Origin of the sequence: Paenibacillus sp. URB8-2, assembly GCF_013393385.1 — a bacterium.
Taxonomy (GTDB): domain Bacteria; phylum Bacillota; class Bacilli; order Paenibacillales; family Paenibacillaceae; genus Paenibacillus_AQ.
Genome location: NZ_AP023239.1, coordinates 492570 through 506040, shown reverse-complemented (window position 1 = coordinate 506040; position 13471 = coordinate 492570). Strand labels below are relative to the sequence as shown.

General features: G+C 55.0%; 12 protein-coding genes. 2 read left to right on the top strand and 10 right to left on the bottom strand.

Translation table 11 applies throughout. The annotated features are described in order from the left end of the window. Position 1: 1 nt before the first annotated feature. The gene (locus PUR_RS02385; RefSeq protein ID WP_179033861.1) at positions 2 to 760 is read right to left on the bottom strand and encodes a zinc ribbon domain-containing protein; all 759 of its coding nucleotides are present in this window, start codon (positions 758 to 760) and stop codon (positions 2 to 4) included. 242 nt (positions 761 to 1002) lie between these two features. Here PUR_RS02385 and PUR_RS02380 point away from each other — a divergent pair, with 242 nt between their 5' ends. Together PUR_RS02380 and PUR_RS02375 are read left to right on the top strand one after the other, a co-directional pair. Further along, the gene (locus PUR_RS02380; RefSeq protein ID WP_232101684.1) at positions 1003 to 1380 is read left to right on the top strand and encodes a hypothetical protein; all 378 of its coding nucleotides are present in this window, start codon (positions 1003 to 1005) and stop codon (positions 1378 to 1380) included. A gap of 224 nt (positions 1381 to 1604) precedes the next feature. Beyond that, positions 1605 to 2186 (top strand): GTP pyrophosphokinase, encoded by a 582-nt coding sequence (locus PUR_RS02375; protein WP_179037711.1) that lies wholly within the window; start codon positions 1605 to 1607, stop codon positions 2184 to 2186. Between the two features lie 284 nt (positions 2187 to 2470). Here PUR_RS02375 and PUR_RS02370 read toward each other — a convergent pair whose 3' ends face one another. From PUR_RS02370 to PUR_RS02330, 9 genes are all read right to left on the bottom strand, one after another. Next, on the bottom strand, positions 2471 to 3235 hold the full coding sequence (locus tag PUR_RS02370) for a hypothetical protein (protein WP_179033859.1): 765 nt from the start codon (positions 3233 to 3235) through the stop codon (positions 2471 to 2473). 45 nt (positions 3236 to 3280) lie between these two features. Then, on the bottom strand, positions 3281 to 6442 hold the full coding sequence (locus tag PUR_RS02365) for a DEAD/DEAH box helicase (RefSeq protein WP_179033858.1): 3162 nt from the start codon (positions 6440 to 6442) through the stop codon (positions 3281 to 3283). A 448-nt stretch (positions 6443 to 6890) separates the two neighbouring features. Further along, positions 6891 to 7700 (bottom strand): alpha/beta hydrolase, encoded by an 810-nt coding sequence (locus tag PUR_RS02360; RefSeq protein WP_179033857.1) that lies wholly within the window; start codon positions 7698 to 7700, stop codon positions 6891 to 6893. Between the two features lie 87 nt (positions 7701 to 7787). Beyond that, positions 7788 to 8372, bottom strand: a complete 585-nt coding sequence (locus tag PUR_RS02355) for a TetR/AcrR family transcriptional regulator (RefSeq protein WP_179033856.1) — start codon at positions 8370 to 8372, stop codon at positions 7788 to 7790. 188 nt (positions 8373 to 8560) lie between these two features. Then, a complete protein-coding gene (locus PUR_RS02350; protein ID WP_124697214.1) occupies positions 8561 to 8941 on the bottom strand; it encodes a RidA family protein in 381 nt (126 codons plus the stop codon). 57 nt (positions 8942 to 8998) lie between these two features. After that, positions 8999 to 9709: an oxidoreductase gene (locus PUR_RS02345; protein WP_179033855.1), complete on the bottom strand. Its 711-nt coding sequence runs from the start codon at positions 9707 to 9709 to the stop codon at positions 8999 to 9001. A 59-nt stretch (positions 9710 to 9768) separates the two neighbouring features. Then, positions 9769 to 10962: an MFS transporter gene (locus PUR_RS02340; protein WP_232101683.1), complete on the bottom strand. Its 1194-nt coding sequence runs from the start codon at positions 10960 to 10962 to the stop codon at positions 9769 to 9771. Positions 10963 to 11142: 180 nt separating this feature from the next. Further along, positions 11143 to 12558, bottom strand: a complete 1416-nt coding sequence (locus PUR_RS02335; RefSeq protein ID WP_179033853.1) for a sensor histidine kinase — start codon at positions 12556 to 12558, stop codon at positions 11143 to 11145. Between the two features lie 109 nt (positions 12559 to 12667). Then, positions 12668 to 12943 carry a hypothetical protein gene (locus tag PUR_RS02330; protein WP_179033852.1) on the bottom strand — a complete coding sequence of 92 codons (276 nt, stop codon included), beginning with the start codon at positions 12941 to 12943 and terminating at the stop codon, positions 12668 to 12670. Between the last annotated feature and the right edge of the window lie 528 nt (positions 12944 to 13471).

Genomic DNA, 13471 nt, shown 5'->3' with positions numbered 1-13471 from the left:
GCTAAATCTGTTCCGATCCGCAGCGCGGACACCACATGGAGCCTTTGGGCAGGTCCGCCCGGCAGATCTGGCATTTCACCATCTCGCGCGGGCCGCTGTCGCCTTCCGTTTCCTCATAACCCTTTTCCTGCCAATCCCGGATTCGCCGGTCGAGCTCAAGTTGTCTTTCCCGCTCCCGCTCCAATTCATCGGCCAGGCGGCGTTCACGCTCCGTTCCCTGCACATTCCCGGCGTACTCCTCCACCGGAACCGGGAGCGGAAGCTCCTCATCTTCGCTCTCTGGAGACATATAGCCATAAGGCTCCTCCGGTTCCTTTTGCGGACCCGCCGCTGCCCCCGTTCTGTCCGGTTCATCCGTTTGCAGCCCAGGTCCCTTATCATAAATAACCGGGGCAGGAGCGCTTGCGTTCTGCTCCAGCTTGCGTCCGCAGTGCGGACAGAAATTCGCGTCCAGCGCGACAATATATCCGCATTTGCAGAGCCGTTCATTTTTCAATTCGGCGATGCGCGAGCGCAGAGCGTCGATTTTATCCTGAAGTCTGAGGCAGGAGCGGGACATCTCTGTCATTTTACCTTCAGCCAGCGATAAATCCCTGGAGCGGTATCCCTCATAAAAGATCTTGCCCATCTTCATAAATTCCATTTCCATTTCGCGCTCAATATCGGAAATTTGGCTGTTCAGCTTGCCGATTTCCACGGAGTTTTGCGCTTTTTCGCTAACCCGGTTGGCTCCGTCTTTAATGCGCTGCAACAGATTCATCGATAGTCCCCCTTCTCACAATGAGCCAAAAATAGCACCGGCGAAAACGAAACGGCAGTCCTTCCGGCAGGAGGGTATCCGTTTCCACTTGATAACTGGGTCAAACAAGCATCCGCACCCGGCGCCGCCGGAAACTATGACTCTATCATACCAAATGTGCACGCCAGATTCATTATTTGTCGTCTTGTGTATAATACTTAAAAACGATGCTGGCAAATCTTACCCAAGATGGAGGGATTGTCGTGCGGGACAACGATAAAAAAAGCTACTATGTTTCCCTTAAACACGGGTTGATCCAGGATATGCGGGGCGAATCGGGTGAGTTCGAGGTCAAGCTTGACGACACCGGGCTTTCCGAACTGCAGGTCAGGCTTCAGGAGCTGGAACGGGAAGACGAATATGCCTTCCGCCGCACCTTTGTGCCTTATAAATCGGTCGATCACGACGATGCCGCCAATCAATTCGACGACAAGACCGTCAGGCTGTACCGCTTTTTATGGGAGCATGGCACCGAAGAAACACGGAGAATGATCGTCAGCCTGAACGTTCTCACCAAGCTGGAGAACACGGGCTACCACGACAAAGGATACGGCGAGGATGGATCGCCCACCAATAAGTAAGCGCTTTCCTATTTATGATTTGGATACAAGTGGAAAATTTTGCTTCCGGGGCTTCACATCGGTTAAAATAAAGGGGAGGAAAATACTTAAAATTCGGGAGAGAATCCGTGAAAGAACAAGAGAACAGATTACTTACACTGGATCAACTGCAGGTTCACGTCCAGGATTTGGGCCGCTTGGAATTGAACGAGGATCTGTCCAGGCAGCTTGGCGAATTCAAGAAAATGCCCGCCCTTTACCGCCTGGCCCTCAAAGAGCTTGAGAACAAAGTCGAGACGCTGAAGACCGAATGGAAGATGCGGGACGGGTACAGTCCGATTGAACATATCAAAAGCCGTGTCAAGGAGCCGAAGAGCATCCTGCAAAAATTGGAGCGCAAAGGATACGCCTTCAGCTTCGAGAATATTGAAACGCAAATTCACGATATCGCCGGGATGCGGATTGTCTGCGCTTTTGTCAAAGATATTTACCGGCTCGCCGATCATATTAACACCAGGGAAGATATCCGGGTGCTGGAAATCAAGGACTACATCGCCCAGCCGAAGCCGAACGGGTACCAGAGCCTGCATGTGATTGTCGCCGTGCCGCTCATTCTTCTGGATGGAACCAAATGGGTAAAAGCTGAAATCCAGCTGCGCACGCTGGCCATGGATTTCTGGGCGAGCATGGAGCATATTCTCTATTACAAATACGACAAGCAGCTTCCGCCACATGTTGCGGAAGAGCTGAAGAGCGCCGCACGCGCCGCCGACGAGCTGGACAAGAGAATGCTGCGTCTGCGCAGAGAGATTCTGGAACTCCCTTAAGGCTATAGGACACTTAAGAGAAGATCTGAGGCTTGCCCGAATGTCCGGGAAGCTGCAGTGCATACCCATCGGATAAGAAGAAACGGATGCCGTCCTCTGGAAGAGGACGGCATCCGTTTCTCGTAAAAATATCAGGTTAAGGATAAGCACGAAGCTTATACTTTCTGATATTTCAAAAAAACGCCCCGCGGCATCATTCCATTAGCCGCGGGGCTTCTTCCCTTTCACGCATACGCTTCATTTCGGAAGCAGCCGTTATTTATAAAATAGGCTCAAGAATAGGCTCATTTTACCAGATTCGCCGCCCGCCGGGCCGCAGTCTCCGCCGCCCGCCGCATGATAAGTTCAAGCCCTTCCTGCGCGCGGGGCACATTCGGCAGCAGCGGCTTCCAGTCCTCCATCGCAGGCGGGAAGGATGGGGAGCCCGGAACAGGCCGGTCCCGGACTTCAAGGAACGCGGGGCCCGGCTGATGAAGCGAACCTTCGGCCGCGGCCTCCGCCATCCATTCTCCGGCGGACACCGCCGGCCCTTTCTTCTCCAGCCTCGCAAGCTCCGCGGACAGTCCGGCTCCAGGCTGGGCCCCGGCTTCTTCAGCCTCGCCTCTGGCCCAAAGAGCGAAGACCTCGTCCGTCAGCTCGCCCTTCGGCAGGCCGCGAAGCGCGAGCGCGGTCAGCGGCTCCTTCGCCAGCCGTTCTCTCACCTTCGCCATTGCCTCTTTATTGGCGGCTTCGTCATTCGTATCCGGAACCGCAAGCTCCGACTCGTTCGGCCACAGCCCGAATTCAGCCAGCCATGTGGGAAGGCGCCCTTTAAGCAGGCCGTATAATTCCTGCGGACTCTCAGCAAGCCGTTCGACCGCCTCCCTGCGCCGGGAAAGCGGCCATACCTCCATCTTCAGGACCTGCCGGAATTTCGGGGAGGCCTGCTGCGGACCCGCAGCTCTGCCGCCGCCCGTATGACCCCCTGTAGCCGTGCCGGATACGGGCGTCCATACCGCCGTAAGCACTCCCGGCACAGCTTTCAGCACCATGTTCATCGTCTCCGTCATATCTTCCCTCCGCGGCTTGCTTCACTCGTTTTATTTGCGATTTGGCTACATCCAGTCTTGGTTTTGCAGCTCGATCAATTCCTTCAGCTCGTGATCGGACATTTCGGTCAGCCAATTCTCACCGGAGCCGACAACCTGCTCGGAGAGGTTCTTTTTCCGCTCGATCAGTTCGTCGATTCTCTCCTCCAGCGTTCCCTGGCAGATCAGCTTGTGGACCCGCACGTTCTTAAGCTGCCCGATCCGGAAAGCCCGGTCCGTCGCCTGATTCTCGACTGCGGGATTCCACCAACGGTCGTAATGCACGACGTGATTGGCCCGGGTCAGGTTCAGCCCTACCCCGCCCGCCTTAAGCGACAGGACGAAGAATGCCGTTCCTTCCCCTTCCTGAAAGGAGCGCACCATCTCGTCGCGGTCCCGCTTCGAAACGCCTCCGTGCAGGAACAGCGGCGTCTTGCCGTAGCGCTTGGCCAGTCTGTTCACCAGCAGTTCACCCATCGCCACATACTGGGTAAAAATAAGCGCCGACTCCCCAAGCTCCGAAATGCTGTCCAGCACCTCGAACATCGTCTCCATTTTGCCGGACTGTTCGTTTCGGCTGTGCCGGCCCTCCTCTTTGCGAGAGAGCTGGGGATGGTCGCAGATTTGCTTCAGCTTCGTCAGGGAAGACAGCACCAGTCCACGCCGCGCCATACCCGAGCTTTCGCCGATCGTATTCAGCATTTCGTTCACAACGCTCTGATACAGCAGCGCCTGGTGCTCCGTCAGCGCGCAGTAGGATTTCAGCTCCAGCTTCTCCGGCAGATCCTTGGATATGTCGGGGTCGCTCTTCAGTCTGCGCAGCAAAAAAGGCGACACGAGCCGGTGAAGCTCCCGCAGCCGTTCCGTCCCTTCGCCGGTCCCGTAACGTTCGCGGAATGAATGAAAGGTGCCGAGATAGCCCGGGTTCAGAAAATGAAAAATCGACCACAGCTCTCCAAGCCTGTTCTCCACCGGCGTTCCGGTCATTGCGATCCTGTGGGGGGCTTCGAGCCGCATGACGCTTTGCGCCTGCTTGGTCCGGTAATTTTTGATGTATTGGGCTTCGTCCAGCACAACGGTCGACCATGACACCGAGGCGAGATCCTCGCTGTCCCTGCCGGCCAAGTGATAAGTGGTCAGCACGATATCATGGCTGGCCGCCTGCTCCTGAAAGGCGGTATCGCGCACCCGACGGCTTCCATGATGGATATAGACGCTCAGCGTGGGCGAGAACCGCTGCAGCTCCCGCTGCCAGTTGCCAAGCAGCGAGGTCGGGCACAGAATCAGAACCGGATCGCCGCCTGCGGCATTGCGCCCGCGTGGGCCGTATTCCGGCCGATCCGTAGCTGCCGCGTGCTCCGTCCGCCTGCCGCCTTGTCCGACAGCCTTGTCGTCCTCGGCCCCGCGTCTGAGGAGGCTGGCGATGACTTGTATCGTCTTGCCAAGGCCCATATCGTCGGCGAGGCAGACGCCGAAGCCGAGTTCGCCCATGACGCTCAGCCATTGGTAACCCCGTTCCTGGTAAGGCCGCAGCGTTCCCTGCAGTTCCTCGGGAACCGGCAGCGCTGGCAGGCTCTGCACGGTGTCCCCGCGCATCAGCGAGGCCAATAGACCGATCGTTTCCATGCCTGTAATAGGCATTCCCTTCCACAACCGGTCTTCTCCCGCCTCGGCCTCAAGACGCATCCAGTCGGAAGTAGACATTTCCCCGCTCTCATGGCGTTTCATATACCGGAGCACCTGGCGGATTTCCTTCGGGTCCACCTCGATCCATTCCCCGCGGAATTTTACAAAGGGGACCCCTGCCGCCAGCAGTGCGCCCAATTCTTCCGCACTGACGGAACTTTCGCCGAGGGAAGCCTCGATCTTGAAAGACACCAGCGCCTCCATGCCAAGCGCAAGCGCCTGCGTACCGTCTGGAATTTCCGGCAGCTGCATTTTCAGCTTCATGCCGATCCGGCGGCGTCCTTCCTTGCTCCAGCGCGAAGGCAGCTGTACGGTAATCCCTCGGGTGGTCAGCTTCTGCACCGTCTCCTTAAGGAAGTAATACAGCCGCTCCGGCTCAAGGTTCACACCTGTTGGGGCGGGAAGCCTAAGCGCCTGCGAAATATCCGGCGACCATTCGGCAGCCCGGCCCAGCGCCGCAAGGAGCTGCTCCTGAATTCCCTTGTAGCGTTTGCCCCAGAGCGTAAACTCCCGGTCCCCGCTGCTCCAGATCATCGCTGCCGGAAGCCAGAATCCGCTCTCCTCCCGTCCCTCGGCCCAGAAGGACAGCCTCCATATCTCTCCGTCCTCTTTCGGCGGCTCCAGCCTCAGTCCGAGGCCGAGCTGGCCGCTCTGCTCCTCAGCCGCTCCGAAGCACGGAATATTGCCGGACGCTGAGGCGTTTACCTCCCCCAGCAGCTCCATCACCTCGGCGGGCGTGCCTTGAACCGGTATGTCGCGGCTGCCCGTAAGCAGGCTGTTCCACCACAGCTCCGTCAAAGGCGACCGGCCCCGCCGGTAATTGGCTTTATACGGAGCGAGATGCTGCTCCATTCCGGCCACGACCCCTTTGACTTCCGCGTTGATTACCGCCTGCAGGAAGGAGTACAGCACTGCCGCCCCGGCTTCTTCCCGGGAGGCCGGTTCACTCCCCTGCAAGGCTGACGAGCTTAGCGCCAGCACCGGCATGGAGGCAGAGAACTGCAGAAAGGCTTCCCGCTGACCCTGCTCCCTGAGGACGGGAATCCAGCACGTCTCCGCCGCCTGTTCCCCGCCGCGCCGCCGCGTGCCCACCGGCCGCGGAGGCACGGCGCCCGGAGCGATGCCTCCAGTGGCGAGCAGCTCCAGCGCAAAGCGCGCTGCCGCCGCCCAGTAGCCCATCTCTCCTCCGGGATCGATGCCCTGCTTCTCGCAGAGCGCCTCATCCCAGCCGAGCAGCAGCTCGAACGCGTCCTTGGGAGACAGGGCAAGCCCTTCGAGCATTCGTCCGGACATCGGCCGCCGGGACGCTCTGCCCTCGGATCTGGCCGCAGGGTACTTCACTTCAGCCAGACGAAGTGCCGCTCCCGCGAACGGACGCTGCCCGCCGCCCAGCTCCAGCCGCTTGACCACGCGAGTCCAGGCATCTACTTTAGGTTCCGAAGTCTCACCAGAGAAGCAAAATAAAACATCCCCTAACCACATTGCATACAGATGCTTAGTCATCGTGATCTCCTGTCTTTTTAAACAGGCCAAAATGGACATCCCGCTTCGAAGTCGCAAGCGGCAGCCGTTTCGCCGGAAAAGTAATCATTCTATATCTATTTCTGCAATGCAGAGTTCCCGAAATTCCAAAAAAGGTTTTATCTCCATCTTATACGAAAAAGCCGGGATTTAAAAACATTTCTGCATATTTCGCGGTCCGCAAATTGAGCCGCCGGCGAAATTACGGCAAATTCACCGATTTTGCGCGCCTCATTTTCGTGACGGCAGATCATTTTTTCCGTCAAAATCTTCAGCGTGCCCACCTGGGACTTCACATCCCCGTTTGGGGTCATATGGCCGTACATCGAAATTGCGCCGGAACGCAAAAATGCCGGCCAGGTATGCCTGGCCGGCCGGACTGCCGCCGAATTTCCGCTGTCGTGCTGCCTCTGGTTATGTTCTTGAAAGCTTACCCGATGTAGGCCGGCAGCTGTTTCTTCAGCCAATGGTCTATAAAGTCCGCAACCTCTTCCCAGCCCGGCTGCGCGATAATCCAGTGGCTGCGGCCGGAAAATTCCTTGTATTCCGTAACGGCCCCGGACTGCTGATTGTATAATCCATAGTTCTTGCGGACCAGGCTGGCGGGAACGATCCGGTCCACTTCCCCGGCAATCATCAGCAGCGGCCCGCGGCTGCCGTTGTTAAAGTCCACTTTGAACGGGCTGCTTGAAGCGAACGGGGCGACGGCTCCCTGAAAAAAGATGCGCGTCGTTTCCGGCACCACATGCTCCCGGTAAGCCCGCTCCTGCTCGGCTCTGCTAAGCGTATTAACAAAGGCGTACTGAAACTCCTTGAAGGACATCATAAAGGTTTTGCGCCAAGGTTTGGACAGGATGCCGAAGATAGAACGCGCCGTGGTCGGATAAGCGGCTGCGACAATGCCTTTGGCGCCCGCGGAATTAATAGCGATCCCCGCCAGCCCCAGCCCGCGGTCCATCAGCAGCTGCGTCAGCAGTCCGCCGAAGGAGTGGCCGATGATGATCGGTTTTTCCGGCAGCGCCCGGATAATTCCGGCATAGTATTCCGTCAGATTCTCAAGCCCCAGCTTGCCCAGTTCGGCTTCGGGACGGTCCCGCAGCTCGGGCACAGACTGACCGTGGAAAGGCCAGGCCGGCGCCAAGACTTCAAAGCCTCTGTCCTTGAAATACCCCATCAGCGGCTCAAAGCTTGCCCGTGTGACAAAGGCTCCGTGAACAAATACAATCGTCGGTTTTTTCATGTGATCTTCTCCTTTGATTTAGATATTTACCTACTAGTAGGTAGGTTCAGCTTAAAAAAATTTTCCTCTTTCTCTTTGCAAAAAAAATTACGCCGTGACTGTCTTCGCCGCAATCAATGGCAGCATACGTTTTTTCACCATGTCGAACTGCCCTGCATCGTTAAATGTCCTTGAAGCCAGCATTCCGCCGTGTACACAAGCCAGAATGGTATGAGCCGTTTCCTCGATGGCTTCGCCATCCCCGGCGAACCGGTTCTTGTCGGCCGCATCCCGCAGCAGCCGGGCCAGCCAGTCGGTTAAATCCCGGAAATGCCCGCGGATCTCGCCGATCACCTCTTCGGGCAGAATCGGAATCTCGGAGGCAAGCAGCGCGCACAGGCAAATATCCATGGCCCTGCTCCGCAGGCATGACTCCCAGTACGACAAATACTGTTCCAGTTTCTCCCGGGGGTCGTCAGTCAAGGAATTCAGCTTGTTCAGATTTGCCCGCACTTCCTGCCGATACCTGCCCACCACATTTTGCACCAGGTTGGCTTTGGAGGGAAAGTGGTAATGGATACTCGCCTTCTGGATACCGATTTCGGCAGCTACATCCGCATAGCTGAAAGCACTGTACCCTTTCTCCAGAATCAGACGATTTGCAACGTTTATAATATGCTCGGACCGGTTCATGTCTTCACCTCTTGCCTTGAGTATACCTACTAGTAGGTAGAATGTCAACAACCGGAAACCCGTTTTTACAAAAAAACCTTTCCCGTAGTCCTGCCAAGTTACCGCAGTCCTGCCGGGAAAGGTTTTATTCAATCCGGCCCCCTATAAGACTGGAGTCCGGATTTCAATACGGGAATAGGGTGCCGCCGTTATTTTCTGCGAGCTACAACTTCAATCTCCACGAGTCCGTCTTTAGGCAGACGGGCGACCTCAACCGCGCTCCGCGCCGGATACGGCTCCGTAAAGAAGCTGCTGTACACCTCGTTCACGGCCGCAAAATCGTTCATGTCCTTAAGGAATACCGTCGTCTTCACAACGTGGTCCAGCGAAGTTCCGGCCTCTTCCAGAATGGCCTGTACGTTCGCCAGCGACTGGCGCGCCTGAGCCTGTACATCCCCCGCCAGTTCGCCCGTAACGGGGTCCAATCCGAGTTGACCGGAGGTGTATACCCAATTTCCGGCGGTGATCGCCTGGCTGTAAGGACCGATGGCCCCCGGCGCTTTAGACGTAGCTACCTGCTTTTTGCTCATCTCTCAATTTCCTCCCATTCATCTATTTACGTCATCATTGTAAATCGTTCTCTCTCTTTATTGCAAACCTTTCTCATCGTCCCAAGCCGGATCGGACTCGGCGGCAAAGTCCTTTCCAAGCACCCCAATGACGTCATTCGGGTAGATATGCAGTCCCTTCGGATCAGCCGCAGCAATATGGACCATGGCACGCGATACGGTCTCTCCCTTAATAGCACGGTACTTGGCCGCCCTGCCGACCATAACAAAATCCAGCTTGGTCATGAGCCAGGCGGCGGAACGCTCCAAAGGTCTGGACTCCTCCCTCTCTCCCAGCAGCAAGGACGGGCGGAACAGGTGCAGCCCCGGAAAGCCCGACCGGCTTAAGCCTTCTTCCATCCGGCCTTTGGTCCGGCTGTAGAAATTGCGCGAATGCGGATTCGCCCCCATGGAGGATACCGCCAGAAATTGTCCGACTCCGGCTTTCCGGGCAAGCTCTGCCGCCTTCAGGGGATATTCCAGATCGACGCGCTCGAAATTTTTCTGCGATCCGGCCTTTTTGATCGTCGTCCCGAGACAGCAGAATACGGCGTCCGTTCCTTCGAACAGATCGCCGTACCGCTCCAGCCGCTCCCAGTCGGTTACTGTCTGCTTGAGCCTGTCATGGCGGAGTGCGAGCGGCCTGCGAACGAGCACCCGCACTTCCTTCCAATTTTCACGCAGAAGCTGCTCCACAGCCGCCTTTCCAACGAGTCCGGTGGCTCCAAGCACCATTGCCGTTTTGTTCATGAACATTCTCCTTCGGTTATAATAGCCGGGAATCTCATCCGCACAAGTCCGCGCCGGGTTTAGACGTCCTTCAATATACGGCGCCCCAGCAGCGCGATCAGCGCGATCATCAGCCCCCCTACGATAAGCTGCATTCCGTACACCTGAAACCCATGCGGCCATCCTACGATCCACTCATACACTTTCCCGCCGATCAGCGGTCCAAAGAACGACGCCAGCCCGGTTAGCGCCGCGTACATCGCCATATACATCGGACGCTCTTTTTTAGGCGTATCCCCGATAATGAAATTGAAGGCCAGCTGGTTAAATCCGCCTACTCCCACTCCGAACACGATATGCGCAGCGAACAGCACCGGAAGTGTCGGAAAGACGGACAACAGCCCCCACAGCAGCGATGAAGCGGCGATGATGGGCAGCGTCCAGAAGAGAAGGCGCTTGTTGCTGTACCTCGCATTCAGATTCCCCCAGAAATAGAAGCTCGCCATCATGAACACGGTCTGGGACACGTTAAGAAGCGAAAGCGTTTGGTAATTGATGTCCATCAGCTGGAGCATGACATAGGAATACAGCGGAACGGTCACATTTTGCAGCAGCAGCCAGATCGAGAGAAACAGCGTCGACTTCATAAACAGTCCGTCGTGAAGCGGTTTCTTAAACATCGGCAAAAACTTTCTTTCATCCGATTTCTCAAAAGGCACGTCGGGATAAAAGAAGAACACAACAATATTGGCCGTGGAAAATATCCACACCACGATATACAAGATCAGAAATCCCTGCGCTTCCGGGTAGCGGTCTAAAACCACGCCTCCCCCATATACGACAAGGCTCCCCAAAGCATTCAGCAGGGTGTTGCGGATACCAAAGTAACGGCCCCGCACACGCGGCGGAACCAAATCGCCGATAACCGAGCTCCACAGCACAGCGCCGGCGGTATTCGCTATAAAAGCAAGGGCGTACAGCCCAATGAAGGCGCTAACCCAAAAGGGACGGGGAAAAAGAAACGGGACAAGTCCGGTAGAGGCCCACAGCAGCCGGTGGATGGAGACAAAGGCAACGAGCGCCCACTTGCGGCTGGGAAGCCGCTGAATCAGAAAGGCTACGCCGATTTGCGCGACATTCACCAGCGTGGTAAGCGCAATCACAAAACCGATCTGTCCAGAAGTCGCGCCGAGATACAGCAGGAAACCGGTCAAAAACTGCCCCTGAAGCAACACCTGAAAAATGGTTGAAGGTACGCCTTCCCATGTGGCCATATGCAGATTTCTCCGGTATGTCGAAAACTTGCGGCCCCTTCTTTTGGGAGGAGAGGCTTCGGGGCGGTTTCTCATGATGTTGATCGTAACGGCAACACTCCTTTGACGCGGCTATTGCTCCATTCTACTCCGCTTCGGCCTAGCGTCAATACGTCAGACTTACAAATAAAATTGGAGTTTTTATGCCTTGTCCTGTCCGGCTGCCGGCAGGTACAGAGAGAACGCGCTGCCCTTCCCCTCCTGGCTCTGAAGCGTAATAAAACCGCCAATCAACCGGGCAAGATCCCGGCTGATGGATAAGCCCAGACCGGTTCCTCCGTACTGCCGGCTGATCGTCCCGTCCGCCTGCTGAAACGCCTCGAAGATGCTCAGATGCTTGTCCTTCGCGATGCCAATGCCGGTGTCCATTACCTCCCATACAATCCAGTATCCTTCTCGCGCCCCCTGCCGGCGCTTCTCCCGCCGGACGGTCAGCGAGACGCCGCCCTTATGGGTAAATTTGAACGCGTTCGAGAGCAGATTGCGCAGAATTTGCTGCATCCGCTGCGGATCGGAGACCATTGTCTCCGGCAGGTCCTCCTCCAGCTTAATGGTAAAATCAAGTCCTCTCTGCCTCGCGACAACATCGAACTGTTCAAAGAGCAGCGCGGGAAGCTCGCTGACATTGACCTCCTCGCGCACGATCTCCAGCTTCCCCGCCTCCACCTTGGATAAATCCAGAATATCGTTGATCAGTAGCAGCAGTTCCTTACCGGAGCTGTGAATAAGGCTGCCGTAAGACTGAATCTCCTCTCTGCCGATCGAATCGTCGTTCTCCGCGATAAGCTCCGATAGATTGATAATCCCGTTCAGGGGAGTGCGCAGCTCATGCGACATATTCGCCAAAAATTCCGACTTATATTGAGAAGCCAGCATAAGCTGCTTCGCCCGTTCTTCCAGAATGATTTTGTTCTTGTGAAGCTCTTTCGTCTGTTCAGAGAGCAGCGCATTGACCTGCTCAATCTCCAGCATACGCCGGTGCTCCAGATGGAAATCGCGGGCAATCAGCGCAAACAGAATGCTGAGCGCCATCCCCGCCGGGAACGTGACCGGCATAATCTTTGATACATATTCATAGAAGGGAATGACTCCGAATATGATGATGTTGACCGCGTTAAAGAAGTTGACCGTCAGAACGACAACCAAACCCTTGGCAATCATGGATACGGGGGAACGGCGAATCCAAGGAGAAAGAGCCGCGCAAATCAATCCCAAAATGGACAAATTGATCATTCCCGCCGCAGCAGCCGCATTAATGCCGAACGCAAAGCGCATCAGGCCGGTGATTACCCCGATCAGAATCAGAAGCAGCGGCTGCGGATAAGCGATGGCGGAGATAATCAGCGGAACGTAACGCAAATCGAAAATAACATTATCATCCAGCCTATACCCGAAAAAAGAGCTGAGCCAGCCTGCGAATATCGCCATTATGATCCAGGCTGCCTGCTTGGTCTGTTCAGAAGTACGGGAAATGGTATGCTTAAACACCAAGTTCGCCAGATAGGCTAAAGTTATCAGCAGCGCCGTATTTATAAAAAATATTTTTATGTATTCCATAGAACTCACTCCCATGAAACGCCAAATAATACATCAATCTATACACTACCATAATTAACCATAAATTTTAATTATGGAGGCGCTCAGGCTTAAAGCGGAAGAGCGCAGATCAGATTCGATTTGCGCTCTTCTTCATATGGAGAAAGCGGGGTATGGCTATGTTCCAGCGTTTGCCGATTCCCATAAACCGGTGATGCTTTTTAAGGGGCTCCAACGGCGTATCAGGAAGGTCTTGGGTGTTGCTCAGCGTTTCTGTCCATGCCTCTTCATCCGGCAGCAAATAATACCTGGAGTGGTAGCTGCAAATGACATCACCCTGCTGGGTAAGCACATGGTCATCGCGGATTTCGAGAATCCTCCCGGCAATCACATGGGATTTATACATAGACATCGCCTTCCTTATCGAAAAATATTGATCGGTTTCATCTCACAGACCCGGCATCAATCGCGGAAAGAGCACCCCAAGCTATATTCTTTTCGGCAGCTTCCTTGAAATGGCATTATTTCCTTACAGTAAGATTACCCCTTCACTTTTCGGGTGAATCGGCTTGATGAATCGGCTTTCATTTTTAATGAAAAAACGAACCGAGTCGGATTTTGTCACATATTCCTCTCTTAAATTATAAAATTAATCTATCAATTTATTTAAAACTTCGATATAATTGTGCAGTAAGTAAAGCGTTGTCTTAGTAAGTGACAAAATTCACATGATGAATTTGAGAGGATATGCTAATATTCCGTCGACGCAATCTTAAAACACTATAAATTTTCTCTATCACTTTCTGATGGTCCTATTCCGATAACAATAAAATAGGCTAAAGTCCCAAACCTAAGTGACATTTATCATTCGCAAGGTGATATTTGTCACTTTCAATGATATTTAAATGGTCGGGTAGGGCAGGGATATTACTAC

Excerpts from the sequence above, each read along its gene's own strand:
- PUR_RS02385 (WP_179033861.1), bottom strand. The coding sequence starts at position 760 with ATGAATCTGTTGCAGCGCATTAAAGACGGAGCCAACCGGGTTAGCGAA.
- PUR_RS02375 (WP_179037711.1), top strand. The coding sequence starts at position 1,605 with ATGCCCGCCCTTTACCGCCTGGCCCTCAAAGAGCTTGAGAACAAAGTC.
- PUR_RS02370 (WP_179033859.1), bottom strand. The coding sequence starts at position 3,235 with ATGACGGAGACGATGAACATGGTGCTGAAAGCTGTGCCGGGAGTGCTT.
- PUR_RS02365 (WP_179033858.1), bottom strand. The coding sequence starts at position 6,442 with ATGACTAAGCATCTGTATGCAATGTGGTTAGGGGATGTTTTATTTTGC.
- PUR_RS02360 (WP_179033857.1), bottom strand. The coding sequence starts at position 7,700 with ATGAAAAAACCGACGATTGTATTTGTTCACGGAGCCTTTGTCACACGG.
- PUR_RS02355 (WP_179033856.1), bottom strand. The coding sequence starts at position 8,372 with ATGAACCGGTCCGAGCATATTATAAACGTTGCAAATCGTCTGATTCTG.
- PUR_RS02350 (WP_124697214.1), bottom strand. The coding sequence starts at position 8,941 with ATGAGCAAAAAGCAGGTAGCTACGTCTAAAGCGCCGGGGGCCATCGGT.
- PUR_RS02345 (WP_179033855.1), bottom strand. The coding sequence starts at position 9,709 with ATGAACAAAACGGCAATGGTGCTTGGAGCCACCGGACTCGTTGGAAAG.
- PUR_RS02340 (WP_232101683.1), bottom strand. The coding sequence starts at position 10,962 with ATGGCCACATGGGAAGGCGTACCTTCAACCATTTTTCAGGTGTTGCTT.
- PUR_RS02335 (WP_179033853.1), bottom strand. The coding sequence starts at position 12,558 with ATGGAATACATAAAAATATTTTTTATAAATACGGCGCTGCTGATAACT.
- PUR_RS02330 (WP_179033852.1), bottom strand. The coding sequence starts at position 12,943 with ATGTATAAATCCCATGTGATTGCCGGGAGGATTCTCGAAATCCGCGAT.